Raw genomic sequence first — 18,910 nt, forward strand, 5'->3', positions numbered from 1 at the left:
GGCGATCCGCAGACAAAACCCGCCTGCTACGCGATCTCGTAGCGCGGCGCCGATCGGAGGTAGCGCGCGTAGGCGTCGGCATTGGGCGGGGTCAGGCGCTCGGCGAGCGGATTGCGGCGGCGCTCGCTCGCCCCGATGTCGTCGAGCAGCTCGTCGAAGTGCTTGAAGTGGTAAGGCGCGATGCACAGTCCGCCATAGCCGCCGGCGGCCGGCCTTTCGTTGCGCCGCCAGTCTAGCATCACGGCGATGTTGTCGCGCATCTCGGCCGCCGTCGGCTGCTTCGCCAGTTGCCCGTCGGCGTAGCGCACCAGCCAATGCGCGGCGAGGTCGGCGCACAGCACGGTCGCGAAGGACGAGTTGAAGCCCACGAAGCCGAGATCGGGAAGATCGGGGTTGGCGATGTTGCGGTAAAGCCGGTACTGGCCGTCCGGCTCGATCAGTTTTTGCCGGTCGGCTGGCGACAGGAACGGCACGCCCTGCTTCCATCCCGTGGCGAGGATCGCGACATCGCTGGCCAGCTGTTGCCCGCCGGTCAACCGGACCGATCCGTTTTCATAGCCGGCAAACGTGCCCTGATAGGCTTTGATCCGGCCGTCGCGAACCATCTCGAAGAAGCCCGGCGTGACGATCGGCACCGAGCAGTTGATGCCGTCCTCGATCCGGGTCTTCGGCTTCATCCCGAGCTTGCCGAGCCCCAGTTGCAGGTCGAGCAGGCTTTCCAGCGCACGCCAGTTCGCCCAGACGAATGGTTTTGCGAGCGCGTGGTTGACGCGCTGCATGGGTGTCTGCGCCCAGGCCGGAAACATGTTCTCCTGCGCGCGAACGTAGAGGATGCGCTTGAAGTTGATGAGGCCGCCGATGAAATAGGGTATCCGCCACATCGGCTCGCGATAGACGATGGCCACATCGGCCGCACCGGCCTTGACGGCGCTGACTGCGATGTCGGTGGCCGACTTGGAAAAGCCGAGCACGACGACGCTCCTGCCCTTCGCAACAGCCGGATCGGTGTATTCGGATGAGTGGAGAATGGTGCCGCCGCCGGCCTCGAAGGTTTTGCCGCCGGGAAAGTCCGGCCGGTGGATTTCACTGAACTGGCCGGTGCAAACAGCGACGAAGTCGTAGTGTTCACGCGTTTCCTTGTCGTTGCGCTGCTGGGTCACGTGCCAGCCGCCGCCGGCATCGCGTTCAAGCGCGCTCACCGTCGGGCCGGTGCGTATCAGGTCGCGCAGTCCATGGTCATCGGCGTAGCGTAAGAGGTAGGCATGCACCTGTGCGCCCTTCGGCCACTCCGGATAGCTTTCCGGCATCGGCTGGTCGGTAAAGCGGTAGAGTTCCTTCGGACTTTGCGTTTGCACGTCCGGATACGACCGCGACGGGTCCCAGACCCCGCCGAGGTCTGGTCCACGATCCAGGACCGCCACGTCGTGTCCCTGCCGCTTGAAGCATTTTGCCGCGGCAAGCCCGCTCACGCCCGCGCCGATGACGCAGACCTTCTTGCGCTTCGCCTCCATGCTGCTGCCTCAATCGTTCGCTTCGGGCGGCAGGAAATCGACCTCATGCAGCGACGACAGCCGCACCACCTCCTGAACGTCCTCCAGATTATGCAGGGCGCGGAAGAGATCCTCGAGCTTGCGTGACGGCGAGACCCAGAACAACGCGCGCGTCGGCTTGTCCGACTTGTTGAAATAGCCGTGCGGGACGCCGCGCGGCATGCAAACCAGATCTCCAGCCCTGGCTTTCGACCATTTGCCGTCGAGCTTCAGGTCGAGTTCGCCTTCCTGGACCAGGATGAACTCGTCCTGTGTCGGATGGATATGGACAGGCACAAACTGGCCCGGCGCGCTGTTCGTCTCGAAGGCGAATGTGGATTCGCAGGATGCCTTCGGGAAATACACCTGCCCCAGGATGTTCCATTGTGTGCCGCCAAGACCCGTTCCGTTCGCTGTGATGCCCTTCTCCAATGCGCCAGTCATGATCATCCTCCCGTGATTTCATGCCTCTCTGATCATGATCGGAAGGCCGCCGGAAATCCACGGCTGCCGTAGCCGGCTATCCAGAAAACGAAAAAAATCAGTTCCCCGGCTCGGCGGCGCGGTCGCCCCCTTGGCCGCGTGCAGGTTGATGATAAGCTCGGCTGGAGCAACCATGGACGGGCCGATGCTCCAGCCGCCGCTTGCCAATCACGTGCTGTTTCGCACGCGCGATCTGGATTTCGCGCGAGAAAGCGTGGCGCAGAAGTTTTGCCGGCATCGGTTGGACATCGTTGGCGAACGACACCTTTTCAACGCGTCGCACCATCATGTCGCCGGCTCGATGATCTCGCTGAACTACATCAGCTACGGCGCCGATGTGCTGATCGATCCGGGCGAACTCGGCGATTTCTATCTCGTGCAGATCCCTGTCCGCGGCGGCGCGGCCATTCACAATGGCCGCCGCCAGTTTGTCAGCGATGGCGGCAGCGCCTCGGTGCTCAATCCGCATTGGGCAACCCGCATGCGGTGGTGGCCGGGTTGTGCGCAGGTGCTGGTACAGATCCGCAAGGAGCCGTTCCTGGATTATGCGCAGCGTCTGCTCGGCCGGTCGCTTGCCGCTCCCATTTCGTTCGACCCCAGGATAGACCTGTCGCGGCCCGAGATGCAGTGCTGGCGAAGCCATGTCATGGCGCTCGTCCGCCGGGCCGAGGCCGGCAGCCACCCGGCGGGACTGACCACGGCTCTATGCGAACAGCAGCTCGTCGAGGACCTTCTGCGGCTGCAACCCCACGACATGTCCGAGTTCCTTGAGGAGAAGCCGGCGTCGGTACCGCCGCGCTACCTTCGCCGTGCAGTGGATTTCATGCGCGCCAACGCCGCCGAACCGCTGAGCATCGCCGATCTGGCCGACGTCGCGAACGTCAGCCCGAGGGCGTTGCAGCTTGCCTGGAAGGCCGCATATGGCGCGTCGCCCATGCATGCCCTCGCGCAGGAGCGCTTGCGCCGGGCGCGCCACGACCTGCGCTACTCACTGCAAGCGACGACAGTCGCCGGGACGGCTGTCAAATGGGGCTTTGCCCATCTGGGGCGCTTCTCGGCCGCCTACCACGAATTGTTCGGCGAGTTTCCACGCGACACGCTGCGAAAGCGGGAACGGTAAGCGCGTCCAGGAAAGAGGCCGGCCACAACGTCTCAGTCACCCACCTCCCCGTCCTTCACGGGAAGCGGGGCATTTGTCGCGCAGGTCGGAAATTGTCTGGAGCATTTTGCAGCCAAATGGAATCATTTGGCGTCAGCACAAATGCGGCAAAACAAATAGTTAGAGCGAGTTGCCGGTTCTGAAAGAACCGGAACCGCTCTAGCCGATGCGCCCCTTGTAGATCCGGTTCGATGTCAGCGGCAGGTCGCGAACCCGGCGGCCGGTCGCATGGGCAAGGGCGTTGGCGAGCGCGGCCGACGCGGGTCCGACCGAGCCCTCGCCGGCACCAATGCTTGGCTCGTTCGGCCTGTCGATGAGGACGACCTCTATCTCGGGCGCCTCGTCGAATGTCAGGATGGGATAGTCGGCCCAGTCGCGCGATGTCACGGCGCGCTCATCGAACATGATCTGTTCCTTCAGCGCCCAGCTGATCCCCTGGATAAGCCCGCCCTCCGTCTGGCTGATGACCCCGTCGGGATTGATGATTTGCCCCACATCGATCGCCGCTACCGCCTTCAGCACGCGCACCGCGCCGCTGGAAGGATCGACATCGACATCGACAACCACCGCGGCAAAAGTCGATATGTTCTTGTAGCGCGCATAGGCAAACCCGCGTCCATGCCGGCCGTCGCTTCGGCTGTTGGGCGCCCACCCCGCCTTGGTTGCGGCGGCCTCGATGACCGCGCGGCCACGCGGATCACTGAGATGCGCGAGCCTGAATTCGACCGGGTCCCTGCCCGCCGCCATGGCCAGTTCGTCCATGAAGCACTCGATCGCGTAGATGTTGCCGTGACCGCCGAGAGTTCGCAGGGAACCAGTCCGGATGGGCATATCCGTCAGCAGGTGGTTGACGATGCGTTGGCGGGGAAGGTCATAGAGCGGCACGGCATTGCGATCCCCGTTGCCGTAAGGCTGCGGGATCTTCAGCGGCGGGCTCACATGGAACGGTTCGTCGAAATACCACGACGCCAGAAGATTGAGCCCTCCGGGCTGCCCTGGCCGGGTCGCATGCGTGTTGCTCCACAGCTCATACTGCCAGTCGACGATTTTGCCATCGGCAGACAGTCCCGCCCTGGCCTTCATCGCCATCGCCGGTGAACTTGGCGACCAGATGAATTCGTCGTCGCGCATCCACTGCAGTTTGACCGGCTGTCCTTCGACCGCGATCGCAAGCAACGCTGCATCGAGCGCCACATCGTCGGCGCCGTTGTGGCCGTAGCAACCCGAACCCTGCATGTGAATGACGTCCACTCTCTCCGCAGGCAATTGCAGCGCCTTGGCCAGGTCGCCACGCAATGGAAACGCGCCCTGCGTGTGCGACCAGACGGTCATCCGTCCGTCTGCGAAATGCGCCACCGCGCAGGATGGACCGATCGCCGCCTGGCTCAGATAGGGACGGCTGTAACTTGCCTCGACCCATTGGTGAACGATACCGGCGGCATCGCCCTGCCCCGTATCCGAAACGACGACGTCCTCCTTGGCAAATTTCCTCAGTTCGTCCGGTAAGTTCGACGATCGCGGCAGACGCGGACCGTCTTCTGTCCAGCGGGAGATTTCCCTGAGCAGTTGCATGGCCGCTATCGCCTGCTCCTCGCGCGCCGCCACAACGCCAAGAAAGCTGCCCTTTCTCACGACAGTGCTGACGCCAGGAAGCGCCCGCACGGCGGCTTCTTCGAACGACAGCAGCTGCGCACCGGCGCGCGGCGGGCGCACGACACGCCCGAAAAGCATGCCGGGCAGACGCATATCCTGGAGGAATGCCGCCTCTCCCGTGACCTTTTGCGGAAAGTCGATACGGGGGACAGACTTTCCGACAATCTTGTAATCGGCCGCCTTTTTCACCCGAACGGCGCTGCTGACATCGCGCCGAAGCAGCTCGGGATCGCCCGTTGCGATTTCCGCATAGCTGACCTGCCTGCCGTCCTGCGAGCGAACGCTGCCGCGTTCCACCGAAAGAGTCTCCACGGCCACGTTGAGGCGAGTAGCCGCCGCAGCCATGAGAACCGCACGCGCCTGCGCGCCGGCGACACGCAGGGCCATACCACTCTGCTCGATCGACTGGCTGCCGTAGGTATAACCTTCATCGGGACCGCGTGTGGTATCGGCCGATATGATGTTGATTTGCTCGATAGCCAGATCCAGCTCCTCGGCGGCGATCTGCGAGAGCGCAGTCAGGATTCCCTGCCCCAGTTCAGCTTTGCCCGTGAAAATGGTTACGGCGCCGTCGGCGCCGACGCGTATCCACGCATCGAGGCGGCCGTTTTTGGCAAAGCTGACCGGCGCGGCTCCTTCGACCACCTGTGCCAGGGACGCGACCGGCTCCAGCGAGAAAGCAGCCACCAATGTGCCGAAGCCTATCCCGAATTCGCGCCGCGATATTCCCGTCTTGCGCATCGCTCCGCTCATTGGCCCATCTTCTGTGCCGCGCCACGAACAGCCTTGACGATGCGGTTGTGGACCCCGCACCGGCACAGATTGGTCGACAATGCCTGCTTGATACTCGCCTCGTCAGGATAGGCTTCCGTATCCAGCAACGCCTTCGCGGTCATGATCATCCCGTTCGTGCAGTAACCGCATTGAAGGGCCTGCTCCTCGATAAACGCCGTCTGAAGGGGATGGAGCTTGTCGCCGTCGGCAATGCCTTCGAGCGTCGTCACGGGCGTCTCGCCGACATCCGCGACCGGCGTGATGCAGGATCGGATCGGCTGCCCTTCCATGAGAACCGTGCAGGCGCCGCATTGCCCCAGGCCGCAGCCATATTTGGGCCCGTTCAGCGCAAGGTCGTTGCGAAGCACATAGAGCAGCGGCGTATCGCCTTCGCACTCCACCTGCGCCTGCCGCCCGTTCACCGTTAATGTAAAGAGCGCCATTGGAACGTCGTCTTTCAATAAAATTCTGGTGCGCTGGGGGGGGCAACACCCCAACCCATTATGAGAAGTTCCAGGCCGCTGCGCTTTGCCAGGACGGAAGCGATTTTGTTCCGTAGAAGAACAACACATTGGCTTGTGGGCCCGCCGACATCGGTGTCGCCGCTGCCCGAGACGTCTTGCTTTTGTCAGGAGGGTCGCGTGGCCCAGCAATGCGTTCTGGACATGCTGGGTCGCGATGCGCGATGTGTAGGACGACAGCACTGTTGGCCACCGAGGAGAGCCCCATGACCACATCCGGAACAATCCGCGCCGGCATGGGCGGCTGGACATTCGAGCCGTGGGATACGTCCTTCTACCCGGCAAAACTCGCCAAGACGAAGCAGCTTAATTACGCCTCTCGGGCTGTGCCGACCATCGAGGTCAACGGCACCTATTACTCGAGCTTCAAGGAGCCGACCTTCGTCAAATGGGCAAGCGAGGCGCCCGACGGCTTTGTCTATGCGCTGAAGGGCAACCGCTTCGTCACCAACCGGCGGGTACTGGGCGAAGCCGGCGAATCGATGATGCGCTTTCTGGAATCGGGCGTGGCGGCATTGGGCGAAAAGCTCGGGCCGATCCTCTGGCAGTTTGCGCCGACGAAGAAATTCGATCCCGACGATTTCGGCGCCTTCCTGAAGCTGCTGCCGGAAAAGCAGGACGGCGTGAAGCTCAGGCACGCGGTCGAGGTGCGCAACTATAGTTTCGTGGTGCCGGAGTTCGTTGCCCTTGCGCGCAAGCACGATGTGGCGATTGTTTATGCCGACCACGAAAAGTATCCGGCCATCGCCGATGTGACCGGCGACTTTGTCTATGCACGGCTGCAGACCGGCGCGGACGAGATTCCGACCTGCTACCCGCCCAAAGCGCTCGACGAATGGGCGGCGCGCGCAAAGATCTGGGCTGAAGGCAAGGCGCCCGACGACCTGCCACGCGCCGATCCCACCAGCGACGCGCCGGTGAAACCGCGCGACGTGTTCGTCTATTTCATCACGTCAGGAAAGGTGCACGCGCCGCACGGCGCCATGGCGTTCATGGAACGGGTGTAGGCGACACGCGAAGCGCTTCTCCCTCCCCTCGCATGTGCCAATGTCCTCGGCCTTGGAGACGCTCAACCTTCATCCTGGTCCGCTTCTGGCTTCGTTGACGTTCCGGCATGGATTCCCGACACTCTCCGCTCGTTCCTCGCTCACGAGGTCGGGAATGACGAAGCTTTACCGTCTCTGCAAATCGCCGACGTTGGGGGCTGGTGAAAAAGCATAAATGCAACCCGTCATTCCCGACCTCGTGAGCGAGGAACGAGCGGAGAGTGTCGGGAATCCATGCTGTGACCGGGCGGACAACAGGGTTGGTCCAATCCGACAACCGGAAGTTCAAGCCTCGCCGCCAAGCCCGCGGCCACCCTCGATCGCCCAGCCATGCCGCAACAGACGCGGCATGAGCATGGAGATCCGGTTGCGGATGATCTGCTCCGCGCTCTCCGGTCCGCCGTCCGCGCGATCCCCATACACGGCGTCGATCAGTTCCCGAATGCTCACCCAATGGCCCGGCCGGCGCGCCAGACGGCGCAGCACGGAGAACTCGACCTTGCCTTCAGCGGCAAGGCCAGCGAGCTCTTCGCGCGGGACCGGCCCTTCGGGCATCGCCCCACCGCAGCATGGGCATCGTGGCGAACCGGTCATGCTCGCACCCCAAGCACCTGCGCCTTGATCTGCTCGGCCGTCTCGGCCGACATGCCAAGGGCGTGTGGGGCGCGGTGAAGGCCACTCGGAGTGAAAGTCACCCCTCTGGGACGATTGCTTCGATGACACGCGGTGACCAGCGACCAATCTACAGTGAGCGAACGGCGAGAATTCTCACTGGTGGGTAGCTGCCAATTCCAACCCTATTTTGGAGGTCGCCGCTGAGAACATAAACAAGGTCGTTTTCGGTTCCCAGGTAAAAGCCGACACTGATGGTTTTCAGGGACGATTGGAAAACCACAACCGCCCCGCGTGGCCAAGGTTCACTCTTGCTATAACCCCTGCCAAGCATGGAAAAGGACTCAGGCTTCATATCCGGGGCCGTGCGCCATACAAATTCACTTGCTCGGGAATCACCGCTGTTTTCGAGACACCACGCAACGAAAGCGACGGCCCAGTCATCTTCGCTGCCAATCGACAATTTTACCGTGTAGACGTACTTCTGGATTTCAGCGGCATTTGCAGAGGTACTGTTGTGCAGTTCCTCAAGAGCCTTCTTCAGCCACGGCGGATCGCCTGGTCGCACCGACTGCAGGGCCAGCGAAGAAGAAAGCCCCTCGAGGGGGTTGCTCGTCGATAGATCGTCCGGGGTCTGATCCGAGCTAAAAGCGGGCGGGGACGCCCTAACAGCTTCCATTAGCTCATAGGTTAACTGATCAGCTGGAAGGACCGGGTCTATTTTGAGGGAGAAGTATGCTTCGCGGACCTGCCGTCTCCAACTGCCGTCTCGCGCTGCCGCTTGGATGTCGTCGGGAGGGGGGACGATCCTGCCGAGGAGTCTTTGAACATATTCGAGTTCTTCCGGCCCCGAAATTGTAAGTCTCTCGTAGATATTTTGATGAAGGCTCCGGTTACAAGGCCCCGCGGTAATTGCGCGGTCAAGCAATCTATATCCGCGTTCGGCAGAAAGATCACTGCTAACCGGTTGGTCTCTGTTCAAGGCAGCGAATTCGCGAAGATTTGCGCGGGTTTCAGCAGAGAAAATGCCGTCGTCGGAGGCCACACATAGAAACTGCTGGATTGCTTTTACCTGCTCCGACGTGAGCGACCGCTCAAATTCCGTCGTCGCACCAGCGACGGGAGCGCGCGTCGGCGTGCCGGTGAAATTGGTGTCCATCAGACGCATCGTAACCACGAGAGTGCCGGCGATCGCAGCGAGAGCGCCCGCTATGCCTGCTGCATATTTCCCATATAGAGGGAATGAAGCGAACCAGCTTTTCCCTATTTGTTTAGGATCAACATCGGCGCCTTGCTTGGCGCGCGGCACATAGTCCAGCGCCGTTTGTGCTTGCTCGATGCGTTGGATGGTCTTTCGAATCGCCTTGTCAACTCTGACCGAATTTTCCCGCTGGGGGTTTTGCTCGGAGATCCGAGTTCGCAGTAGTTCGAGAATTTGCTGCCTGTGCGGTTCCGACCCCGCCTGGTCCTCCAATTGATCAACCGCGCTGATCCGCCGGTCTTCATCGCTGTCGAACAGTTTGTCCTTCAGCTGTTGATCTATGGGAGGAGTAAATTTGCGATTCTTCGCAATTACTAGGTCCCCGATTTTCTTGATTGCTGAACCTTCGGGTCGCATGGGCGCAACCGCAGTGGCCAATTTCCTCACAAGATAATCCTGAAGATCGGCAACAGTGATCTCCGGCTTTCCAGGTGCCGCCGCTCCGTCGCGTAGCCCTTTGATTAGAGCTTCGGTGTAAGTGGAGGAACCGGCCGTCTCGAACGCCGATTGGGTCTTTGACGAGGCAGCCAGCACGTAGCGGCCATATCCCTGTCGATCGAAGGTGTCCGTGCTGATCGCCACTTTCTCGTCAGCGCCTTTTGCACCGTCGATGTAGGCTCCGCTGTGGCAGCAATCGAGGATGAGGATCTGGCGTTCCGACGCGCAAAAATTGAGCTTTCCGCGCAGCCACTCGGCGGAGATTGAACTGACGTCCGGATATTCGGGATTGGTTTCGGAGAGCGCCAAGTAGAGTTGGTTTTCAGCATCGAGCAATCCGTGCCCAGTGAAGTAGACCAAAACGACGTCGTCGCGGCTTCGCTGTTTAAGGAACTTCGCCAGATTGACCTGGACTATGCCAGCCGAGCCGTTTATCGCCCATTCGACGTCGTTAAACCCCGCCACTTCTGGATCGCTCAAGGCCTTGGAAAGCGCTTGCACATCCTTGATCGGCGCGTTGAGCCCATTGAGCCGCGCGTCCTGGTATGTGCTATTGCCGAAGAGAAAGGCGTATTTCTCGGACATCAATCCATTCCACGAGATTGTGTCAGTTGCAGGCAAAGCTACATGAAGACCGATGGATCACGCTTCCATTCGGTCCAGGTCGTCTTAATGTCTGTTGGAAGCTTCTTCAGGATGCGTCGTTCGCCGGCCTCACGGGCCTGTTTGTTTTTGTTCCATGACCATCCGCCGGCGAGCCGCACCGACCGGTAAATTACCCACCGCTTCCAGCCTGGGACTTTGAGTTCGCGCATGCCAAGGTTGAGGACCATGTCGGCACGTTGCCTGTCATGACTGGGCGGCTGGAACCAATAGAGGTAATCGTGAACGATAGCTGGCGTCGTGTAGGGCGCAGTTTTCGGCAATAGCGTCCAGAACAATCGGGGAATGCTCGCGAGATCGCAGACGAATCCGGTGGTAATTTCCACGACTCCCAAGGTGCGTGTTTCCGAGCCGTCGTACCAGCTGAAGGGTGCACGCATGTAGTAGTAGTCCCAATCCGCAAACGGCGAGATTTGCGGCACACCGACAAAATCCTTTCTGCCGTTGGGCTTGAGCGCTTCACGCATGAACGCTTGCTTGGACATCTGCCTGCCTACAATGAATACAAAAGACCGGCCCCAATTGCGATCGAGTATCCATTAGATTAGGAACTAACAATACTACAAAACAACGTTTCATACGACTGGAATGTCCGGCATGTTTGTTGCCCGTGTCGGCTAGATGGCAGGAATGTTGACCGAAGAGAGTGCAGCGTCTGGCGATCGCCTAGACGGTGACCGCAGCATTTCATATCGTTGTCGCCATGTGCGGACGGGTTTTTGTCAGAACATCCATCGACGCGATGCTGCGCCACTTCGCTTTCGCGGCGCCCGGCGAAGCTGCGGCGATGGCCAATGGATTCCCGCGCTGGAACGGCGCGCCCAGCCTCGACTATCCCCTTGCCATACTTGACCGCGACCTGAAGGGGCCGGTCTTCATACGCGCCAATTGGGGTTTCATCGGCCGGCGCGGCCCGAGCACGACCGGCCAGAGGCCGCCGATCAATGCGCGCTCGGAGACGATCGCCACCAACGGCCTGTTCAAGTTCGCCTACCAGTCGCGCCGTGCGCTGATGCCGATCGACGGTTACTTCGAATGGAACGATATTTTCGGAACCGGCAAGAACAAGCAGCCCTGTGCGATCGCCATGGCCGACGACTAGCCCTTCATGCTTGCCGCGATCTGGGAGAGCTGGCGCACGCCTGACGGCATCGACATCGCCAGCTTCGCCGTGGTCACCTGCGAGCCGAATATAATGATGGCGAAGATCCACGACCGCATGCCGGTCATTGTGGCCCGCGAGGACTACACGCCCTGGCTGGATATCGACGAACCCGACCCTCGCGACATCATGAAGACGTTCCCCTCGGAATTGATGAAGATGTGGCCGATCGGCCGCAAGGTGGGCAGCCCGAAGCTGAGGCAGACATCCATATTCGATCTTCAGCGGCCCTTCACCTGCGCCAGCTCGGCGAGCACCGGCCGCAAGGCCAGCGGCAGGTCTTCGGCGATAAGGCCGGGCCCGAAGCGGCGCGCTGCTTCGGCATGCAGCCATACGGCGGCTGAGGCAGCCTCGAACACCGGCATGGCCTGCGCGATCAGCGCGGCGGCGATGCCGCCCAGCACGTCGCCAGAGCCTGCCGTCGCCAGAAGCGGGGTGCCGTTGCTGTTGATGGCCGCGCGGCCATCGGGCGATGCGATGACGGTATCCGGCCCCTTGTAGATGAGGACAGCGTTGGCAAGCCGGGCTGCGGCGCGCGCCCGGGCAAGCTTGGAAAGATCGGGGTCGGCCGCGATTTCGGGGAACAGCCGGCCGAACTCGCCTTCATGCGGGGTCAGCAGGACCGCCGGCGCGTCTTTTGCCCGCGTCGCCGCGAAGAATTCCTCGGTCCGGCGCGCCATAACGCTGATTGCGTCGGCATCCAGCACGATGCCGGCCACGCCGCCGCCGGCTGCCCCGATCACCTGGAGGATGAAATCGCCGATTTGCGGCCCGGTGCCGAGACCCGGCCCCAGCACCAGCGCGCGCGGCTTGCGCTCGGCCAGGAACTCGGCCGCTTCCTCGAAACCGTCGGCCTTGCGCAGGATGATCGACGTCAGGTGCGCGGCGTTCACCTGCAAGGCATTGCCCGGCGAAAGCAGGGTCACCGCACCCGCCCCTGCCCGTGCCGCCGCAAGCGCTGAAAGTCGCGCAGCGCCCGTGGATGCCTGCCCGCCAGAAAAAACGCCGACATGGCCGCGCGCATATTTGTGCGAATCCACCTCCGGCTGCGGAAAGTTTTCCAGCCACAGCGCCGGCCCGTTTTCGAAGCAGGCAGGCCGGATCGCCGCGAGCACGTCTTCGGGGATGCCGATGTCGGCAACGATCGTTTCGCCGCAATGCGAACGGCCGGGATAAAGCAGGTGGCCGGGCTTCTTGCGGAAGAACGTGACGGTGATGTCGGCTCTCACCGCCGGCCCCAGCGCCTTGCCGCTTTCCCCCGAAATACCGGAAGGCAGGTCGATGGCGATCACCGGTGTTTTCGCCTCCGCGCAACGCGCGATTGCGGTAGCAGCATCCCCCTCCACCGCTTTCGAGAGCCCTGCCCCGAAAAGCGCGTCGATCGCGACCGAGCCCGGCGCGGGCTCGAATCCGCCGAGTGGTTTCGGCCGAAGCGGGCATTCGGCGGCGGCGAGCGCAGCGTCGCTGCCGTTGCGCGGCGCGCCGCTGGACCACAGCGAAACCGCAACGCCCGCCGCGGCCAGCAGTTTCGCCACGACATAACCGTCGCCGCCATTGTTGCCGGGACCGCAGAGAATATGCACGACGGCAGCGTGCGGATATCTTTCCAGCACGATCGCCGCGACGGCAGCACCCGCGTTGCGCATCAGCGCGATGCCGTCGAAGGGGCCGGAAGCGATCGCCAGCCGGTCGGCCTTGGCCATTTCCGTGGAGGTCAGGAGCTGATGCATGGTCTCACGCGCGGCTGGTTGCATCGTTGCGGTAGCACATCCGCAAAAAGCGTGCGACGGAAGAGGCCGATCCAGCCTCCTTCTCCCCGTTGTTACGGCGAGAAGGTCCGGCAGGGGATGAGGGGCAGCGGAGGCGTTGCGGCCGGCATTTCCTCTCTTCACCGGCCGCAAATTTGCTAGGCACGAACCCTGCCTATCTTATGGGCAATCTGCACAAATTTTAATCGGAAGCACTCTTGGCGGCGCTGCCGGCCCCACGCAAGAAAGGCCCGGCATCGATATAAAATCGCTGCTGAAAAACAAACTTCCGCTGCTCTTCCCAATTCGGTGCAAAATTGCTTCCAATGCGTGCGATTGGCACACTTCGTGCTAGATGAGGGGCGAAACGGGGTCGCGGCACCTCGTTTTTTATCCAGCGGAGGCCATTTTTGGATGAAAAAGATCGAAGCGATCATCAAACCGTTCAAGCTTGATGAGGTGAAGGAAGCACTCCAGGAAGCGGGGCTGCAAGGCATCACCGTCACCGAAGCAAAGGGATTCGGCCGCCAGAAGGGTCACACCGAACTCTACCGCGGCGCCGAATATGTGGTCGACTTCCTGCCCAAGGTGAAGATCGAGGTGGTGCTGGGCGACGAATCCGTCGAAAGCGCCATCGAAGCCATCCGCAAGGCGGCCCAGACGGGCCGCATCGGCGACGGCAAGATTTTTGTCTCCAACATCGAGGAAGTCGTGCGTATCCGCACCGGCGAAACCGGCATCGACGCCATCTGACCCACCCCACCGAACCGATTTTTCAAACAGGTCATTACACAGGGAAACAGGACATGACGACAGCCAAAGACATCATGAAGCAGATCAAGGACAACGACGTGAAATTCGTCGACCTTCGCTTCACCGATCCGAAGGGCAAGCTGCAACACGTGACGATGGACGTCTCCGAGGTGGAAGAAGACATGTTCGCCGACGGCGTCATGTTCGACGGCTCCTCGATCGCCGGCTGGAAGGCGATCAACGAAAGCGACATGGTCCTGATGCCCGACGCCGACACCGTGCACATGGACCCGTTCTTCGCGCAGTCGACCATGGTCATCCTGTGCGACATCCTCGATCCGGTCTCCGGCGAAGCCTACAACCGCGACCCGCGTGGCACCGCCAAGAAGGCCGAGGCCTACATGAAGGCTGAAGGCATCGGCGACACCATCTATGTCGGCCCGGAAGCCGAGTTCTTCGTGTTCGACGACGTCAAGTACAAGGCCGATCCCTACAACACCGGTTTCAGGCTGGACTCGACCGAACTGCCGTCCAACGACGACACCGACTACGAGACCGGCAACATGGGTCACCGTCCGCGCATCAAGGGCGGCTATTTCCCGGTGCCGCCGGTCGATTCCGCGCAGGACATGCGCTCCGAGATGCTCACCGTGCTCACCGAAATGGGCGTGCGCGTCGAGAAGCATCACCATGAAGTGGCCGCCGCCCAGCACGAACTCGGCATCAAGTTCGACGCTCTGGTGCGCAACGCCGACAAGATGCTGATCTACAAATACGTCGTGCATCAGGTCGCCAACGCCTATGGCAAGACGGCGACCTTCATGCCGAAGCCGGTTTTCGGCGACAACGGTTCGGGCATGCACGTTCACATGTCGATCTGGAAGGGCGGCAAGCCGACGTTTGCCGGCAACGAATATGCCGGCCTGTCGGAAACCTGCCTTTATTTCATCGGCGGCGTCATCAAGCACGCCAAGGCGGTCAACGCCTTCACCAACCCGCTGACCAACTCCTACAAGCGCCTGGTGCCGGGCTATGAAGCGCCGGTTCTGCTCGCCTATTCGGCGCGCAACCGCTCGGCATCGTGCCGCATTCCGTTCGGCTCGTCGCCGAAGTCGAAGCGCGTCGAGGTCCGCTTCCCCGATCCGGGCGCGAACCCCTATCTCGGCTTCGCCGCGCTCCTGATGGCCGGTCTCGACGGCATCAAGAACAAGATCCATCCCGGCCAGCCGATGGACAAGGATCTCTATGACCTGCCGCCGAAGGAACTGAAGAAGATCCCGACCGTCTGCGGTTCGCTGCGCGAAGCCCTGCAGAGCCTCGACAAGGATCGCGGCTTCCTCAAAGCCGGCGGCGTCTTCGACGACGACCAGATCGACAGCTACATCGAGCTGAAGATGGCGGAGGTGATGCGCTTCGAAATGACCCCGCACCCGGTCGAATACGACATGTACTATTCGGTGTAAGCACCTGAACCAGAACGACAAAAGCCCCGGCGGAAAACGCCGGGGCTTTTTGTTTGCCGATTGCGCCTGGGGTGCCGATATAATCCTAATTACCTACGTCTCGAACAGACATGTCCATTCTCTAAATTAGCCAAGAATCAAATATGCTCGGGTCTACAGGTCCACGGCCCGGGAGCTTGGCGGATGGCTACGTCGGTAATATCGCGAACATTTCTGGGAACAGGAATAATTATCGACGAACGCATCGTGGAAATCCAGAACGGCGAGGTGAATATCCGCTTTGAATCGCGGTTTCCCGACGCGGCTTCAATGATCCTTATCCAATACCTCTCAGGCGAGCCTGAAACTCAGGCGGATATTCCGCTCGATGAAATTGGCGAGCCACAACCCACGGGGCGCTTCTTCTCAGGGATCATGCAGGGCGCCAGAGCTGTCGTCGGGCTTGCGTCGGCCGGATTTACCAAAGCGCGCGTCATCTTCGCACAGATTCGACCGGGAACGGCCGCCGTCATTGACGGCCTTCCGTGCACGTTTTGCACACTGGCCGTGAAGACGATCATCTCGGCCATCCTCGTTCACCTTGGAATTCCGCCGCTTCCCGGCGGCGATTTCGATCTGACCGCTGTCATCGATGCTGTCCAGGACGCCGGCGCGGACATTATGGATGGCGGCTTGGGGGGAGCCGTGCAAAGTCTTGTGGAACTGCTGCCTCAAAATGCGTTGGACTTGATCATGGAGGGGCTCGAAGCTTTCGACTGGATATTCGATCTCCAGGATCATGTTGGCGAATGGGTATGCCAACAGCTGGGAATGTGCCCGGCCGCTCCGTGACGCTTACGGCTGCTACCGCTCGACCGTCAGTCGTCGTCCATATCCTCGTCGTGGATGAAATCCGCGAAGCCGGCCAGCCAGTCGTCATGCTCGTCGCTGCCGGGGCGATAGGGATTGCAGTCTTCGCTCATCCCCATACGTGCTGCGATGAAACCGCGCTCATACGGCTCGATCACGCGCGTTGCTGTGTTCGTGTGGGCCATCCTTCGTAACTCGCGAGGCAACGGTTTGTTCCCCGCGGCTCTGGGCGGTCTGCTTATCGGCACAACAATTGCCGACGGCCGGTTGAGCGTGGTCGATCGTGTCGGCCGGTCCGGTCTTCGGGATGACGCTTCCGCAGTGGGCGCCGGAACGCTTTGAGGGCAATGCGACAACAGTCGCAGCGCCCTTTCTATTTTTGAGCTTCGGAAGCCCGGCAGGCAAGCTGTCGCCGGCCTATCATCCACGCCAGCGCAGCAGCGTCATCGCATTGGCCGTCACAATGACGGTCGCGCCCGTGTCAGCCAGGATAGCCGGCCACAAACCGGTGATGCCTAATATGGTGGTGACCAGGAACACCGCCTTCAGGCCGATGGCGATCGAGATGTTCTGCTTGATGTTAGTCAAGGTCTTCGTCGACAGGCGCATCATTGCTGCAATGTCACCCACCCGACCATGCAGCACCGCAGCGTCTGCGGTTTCCAACGCAACATCTGTGCCGCCGCCCATCGCGATGCCAATATCGGCTGCCGCAAGCGCTGGCGCATCGTTTATGCCATCGCCAACCTTGGCAACTGTGAAGCCCTGCGACTTGAGTTCGCCGACGATGCGCTGCTTGTCCTCCGGCAGCAGTTCGGCGCGCACCTCGATGCCGAGTTGCTTTCCGATCGCGGCGGCTGTGCGCTTGTTGTCGCCCGTCAGCATCACGGTCTTGATGCCGTCGTCCCTCAGCGCCTTGAGGCCGGCCAGCGCATCCGGACGCGGTTCGTCGCGCATCGCGATGGCGCCGGCAATCGCGCCGTCGACCAGAAGCACGGACACGGTCTTGCCCTCATCGTTCAGCGCCGCGATTTCCGATTTCTGCTCGGCCGACAGGCTTGCGCGCGCATCGGCCGCCTGCTCGGAGCCCAGGAAGATTTCCACACCCTCGACAGTTGCCGTGACGCCCTTGCCGCCCAGGGCTTGTGCTGCGGTCGCAACCGGTATCGCCACCTGATCGGCGGCAGCCTTGGCCAGAATGGCCACGGCAAGCGGATGGCTTGAGCCGGTTTCGAGAGCAGCAGCCAGCCGCAGCACTTCGGCCGGCTGCTTGCCGAACGACACGATGTCGGTGACCTGCGGCTTTCCGGCCGTCAACGTGCCGGTCTTGTCGAGCGCAACCGCGGTAATCGCGCCCAGCCCCTCCAGCACCGCGCCGCCCTTCATCAGCAGGCCGCGTTTGGCTCCCGCCGAAAGCGAGGCGGCGATCGCGGCGGGAACGGAGATGACCAGCGCACAGGGGCAGCCGATGAGCAGCAGCGCCAGCCCCTTGTAGATCCATTCGCTCCAGTCGCCGCCAAACGCGAGCGGTGGGACAACCGCCACCAGGGCAGCCACGACCGCAACAGCCGGCGTGTACCAGCGCGAGAACCGGTCGATCAGGCGTTCGGTCGGCGCCTTGCTTTCCTGCGCTTCTTCGACAAGCTTGATAACGCGCGCGATCGTGTTGTCGGCGGCGGCGGCCGTCACTTCGATGCGAAGCACGCCCTCGCCGTTGATGGTGCCGGCAAATACCGGATCGCCCAAACTCTTGCGAACTGGCACGCTCTCGCCGGTAACAGGCGATTCGTCGATCGCGCTTTCGCCTTCCGTGATCCGACCGTCTGCAGCGATCCGGTCGCCCGGCCGCACCATGATGACAACGCCGACCGCCAGGCTTTCAGCCTGCACTTCGCGGGTCGTGCCGCCCTCGTAGAGGAAGGCCGTCTTGGGCACCAGAGCCGTCAGGGCCTGAATGCTGGAACGCGCCTTGCCGGCGGCGACGCCTTCAAGCAGCTCGCCAACCAGAAACAGAAACACCACCGCTGCCGCTTCTTCGCCGGCCCCGATCACCACCGCCCCAGCGGCGGCCACCGTCATCAGCATCTCGATGGTGAACGGCATTCCATGGAGCGCCGCCATCACGGCGCGCCGCGCGATCGGAACCAGACCGACCAGCATGGCAACGACAAAGACCCATTGCTGAATGGACGGCACTATCTGGCCAATTCCATAGGCCACCACCAACGCGCCGCCACAAGCAAGCGTCAGCCTGCCCTTTGCCGATTGCCACCACGCACCCGTTGTCGGGCCGTGATCGTGACCGTGCAAACCGGCGAGCTTTTCGTCCTTCTTGCCGTGCTTGCCGGTTCCATGCCCATCGCTATGGGCATGATCATGACCGTGGCCATGGTCGGCATGATCATGATCGTGATCGCTGTGATCGTGACCGGCGTGATCATGGTCGCTGTGATCATGGTCGGCATGGTCATGATCATGCACATGGGCGGCTTCGGCCGTGGCAGGCACGGCTTTGGCGGTAGCGGCAACCCGCGCCACCTTGTAGCCAAGGCTGTTCACCTTCTTTTCCAGCAAGGCGAGGTCGCTGGAGTCCGTGTGCTCCACGGTCATCGTTCCTGCCGTAACCGACACGGACACGTTCTCGACACCGGCCACGCGGCGCGCTGCGGTGTCGATCTTTGCCGCGCAGGAGGCGCAATCCATGCCCTCAACGCGGAAGCGGCTCTTCTTGAGGTGAGCGTTCATAGGCCTGTCCTTTGCATCCACTAGCAAGTTTCTAAATGCTCTAGTGACTAG

15 protein-coding genes and 1 pseudogene are annotated in these 18,910 nt (G+C 61.7%); 6 read left to right on the top strand and 10 right to left on the bottom strand.

Annotated features, from left to right (window positions below):
• Nucleotides 1-26: 26 nt before the first annotated feature.
• Together F3H98_RS18155 and F3H98_RS18160 are read right to left on the bottom strand one after the other, a co-directional pair.
• Entirely contained in the window at nucleotides 27-1,511 is a 1,485-nt protein-coding gene (locus tag F3H98_RS18155; protein WP_149761600.1) for a flavin-containing monooxygenase, read from the bottom strand.
• Nucleotides 1,512-1,520: 9 nt separating this feature from the next.
• Nucleotides 1,521-1,973 carry a cupin domain-containing protein gene (locus tag F3H98_RS18160; RefSeq protein ID WP_149761602.1) on the bottom strand — a complete coding sequence of 151 codons (453 nt, stop codon included), beginning with the start codon at nucleotides 1,971-1,973 and terminating at the stop codon, nucleotides 1,521-1,523.
• 172 nt (nucleotides 1,974-2,145) lie between these two features.
• Between F3H98_RS18160 and F3H98_RS18165 the strand changes: the two genes are divergently transcribed.
• The gene (locus F3H98_RS18165) at nucleotides 2,146-3,132 is read left to right on the top strand and encodes an AraC family transcriptional regulator (protein WP_149761604.1); all 987 of its coding nucleotides are present in this window, start codon (nucleotides 2,146-2,148) and stop codon (nucleotides 3,130-3,132) included.
• A 198-nt stretch (nucleotides 3,133-3,330) separates the two neighbouring features.
• Here F3H98_RS18165 and F3H98_RS18170 read toward each other — a convergent pair whose 3' ends face one another.
• Nucleotides 3,331-5,577, bottom strand: coding sequence for a xanthine dehydrogenase family protein molybdopterin-binding subunit (locus tag F3H98_RS18170; protein ID WP_149761606.1), 2,247 nt, complete (start codon nucleotides 5,575-5,577; stop codon nucleotides 3,331-3,333).
• A complete protein-coding gene (locus F3H98_RS18175) occupies nucleotides 5,574-6,041 on the bottom strand; it encodes a (2Fe-2S)-binding protein (RefSeq protein WP_149761608.1) in 468 nt (155 codons plus the stop codon). The genes F3H98_RS18170 and F3H98_RS18175 overlap by 4 nt, the downstream gene beginning before the upstream one ends.
• A 284-nt stretch (nucleotides 6,042-6,325) precedes the next feature.
• Between F3H98_RS18175 and F3H98_RS18180 the strand changes: the two genes are divergently transcribed.
• Nucleotides 6,326-7,126: a DUF72 domain-containing protein gene (locus F3H98_RS18180; protein ID WP_149761610.1), complete on the top strand. Its 801-nt coding sequence runs from the start codon at nucleotides 6,326-6,328 to the stop codon at nucleotides 7,124-7,126.
• Nucleotides 7,127-7,450: 324 nt separating this feature from the next.
• On the opposite strand, the gene F3H98_RS18185 is transcribed toward F3H98_RS18180, so the two are convergent.
• From F3H98_RS18185 to F3H98_RS18195, 3 genes are all read right to left on the bottom strand, one after another.
• Nucleotides 7,451-7,759, bottom strand: a complete 309-nt coding sequence (locus F3H98_RS18185; protein WP_149761612.1) for a helix-turn-helix domain-containing protein — start codon at nucleotides 7,757-7,759, stop codon at nucleotides 7,451-7,453.
• A gap of 148 nt (nucleotides 7,760-7,907) precedes the next feature.
• Nucleotides 7,908-10,061, bottom strand: coding sequence for a caspase family protein (locus tag F3H98_RS18190; protein ID WP_149761614.1), 2,154 nt, complete (start codon nucleotides 10,059-10,061; stop codon nucleotides 7,908-7,910).
• A 38-nt stretch (nucleotides 10,062-10,099) separates the two neighbouring features.
• Entirely contained in the window at nucleotides 10,100-10,624 is a 525-nt protein-coding gene (locus F3H98_RS18195) for a DUF1353 domain-containing protein (protein ID WP_149761616.1), read from the bottom strand.
• Nucleotides 10,625-10,842: 218 nt separating this feature from the next.
• On the opposite strand from F3H98_RS18195, the pseudogene F3H98_RS18200 reads away from it, so the two are divergent.
• A pseudogene (locus F3H98_RS18200) lies at nucleotides 10,843-11,520 on the top strand (SOS response-associated peptidase); the annotation flags it as partial.
• Between the two features lie 2 nt (nucleotides 11,521-11,522).
• On the opposite strand, the gene F3H98_RS18205 reads toward F3H98_RS18200, so the two are convergent.
• Nucleotides 11,523-13,031 (bottom strand): NAD(P)H-hydrate dehydratase, encoded by a 1,509-nt coding sequence (locus F3H98_RS18205; protein ID WP_149761618.1) that lies wholly within the window; start codon nucleotides 13,029-13,031, stop codon nucleotides 11,523-11,525.
• Between the two features lie 432 nt (nucleotides 13,032-13,463).
• Between F3H98_RS18205 and F3H98_RS18210 the strand changes: the two genes are divergently transcribed.
• From F3H98_RS18210 to F3H98_RS18220, 3 genes are all read left to right on the top strand, one after another.
• Complete coding sequence (locus F3H98_RS18210) at nucleotides 13,464-13,802, top strand: P-II family nitrogen regulator (RefSeq protein WP_149761620.1); 339 nt, start codon at nucleotides 13,464-13,466, stop codon at nucleotides 13,800-13,802.
• 53 nt (nucleotides 13,803-13,855) lie between these two features.
• On the top strand, nucleotides 13,856-15,265 hold the full coding sequence (gene glnA / locus F3H98_RS18215; RefSeq protein ID WP_149761622.1) for a type I glutamate--ammonia ligase: 1,410 nt from the start codon (nucleotides 13,856-13,858) through the stop codon (nucleotides 15,263-15,265).
• A gap of 183 nt (nucleotides 15,266-15,448) precedes the next feature.
• Entirely contained in the window at nucleotides 15,449-16,096 is a 648-nt protein-coding gene (locus F3H98_RS18220; RefSeq protein ID WP_149761624.1) for a hypothetical protein, read from the top strand.
• 26 nt (nucleotides 16,097-16,122) lie between these two features.
• On the opposite strand, the gene F3H98_RS31120 is transcribed toward F3H98_RS18220, so the two are convergent.
• Nucleotides 16,123-16,299: a hypothetical protein gene (locus F3H98_RS31120; protein ID WP_188130455.1), complete on the bottom strand. Its 177-nt coding sequence runs from the start codon at nucleotides 16,297-16,299 to the stop codon at nucleotides 16,123-16,125.
• A 235-nt stretch (nucleotides 16,300-16,534) separates the two neighbouring features.
• Nucleotides 16,535-18,859, bottom strand: a complete 2,325-nt coding sequence (locus tag F3H98_RS18225; RefSeq protein WP_149761626.1) for a heavy metal translocating P-type ATPase — start codon at nucleotides 18,857-18,859, stop codon at nucleotides 16,535-16,537.
• Nucleotides 18,860-18,910: the final 51 nt, after the last annotated feature.

Origin of the sequence: Neomesorhizobium albiziae (assembly GCF_900114255.1) — a bacterium.
Lineage (GTDB): Bacteria > Pseudomonadota > Alphaproteobacteria > Rhizobiales > Rhizobiaceae > Neomesorhizobium > Neomesorhizobium albiziae.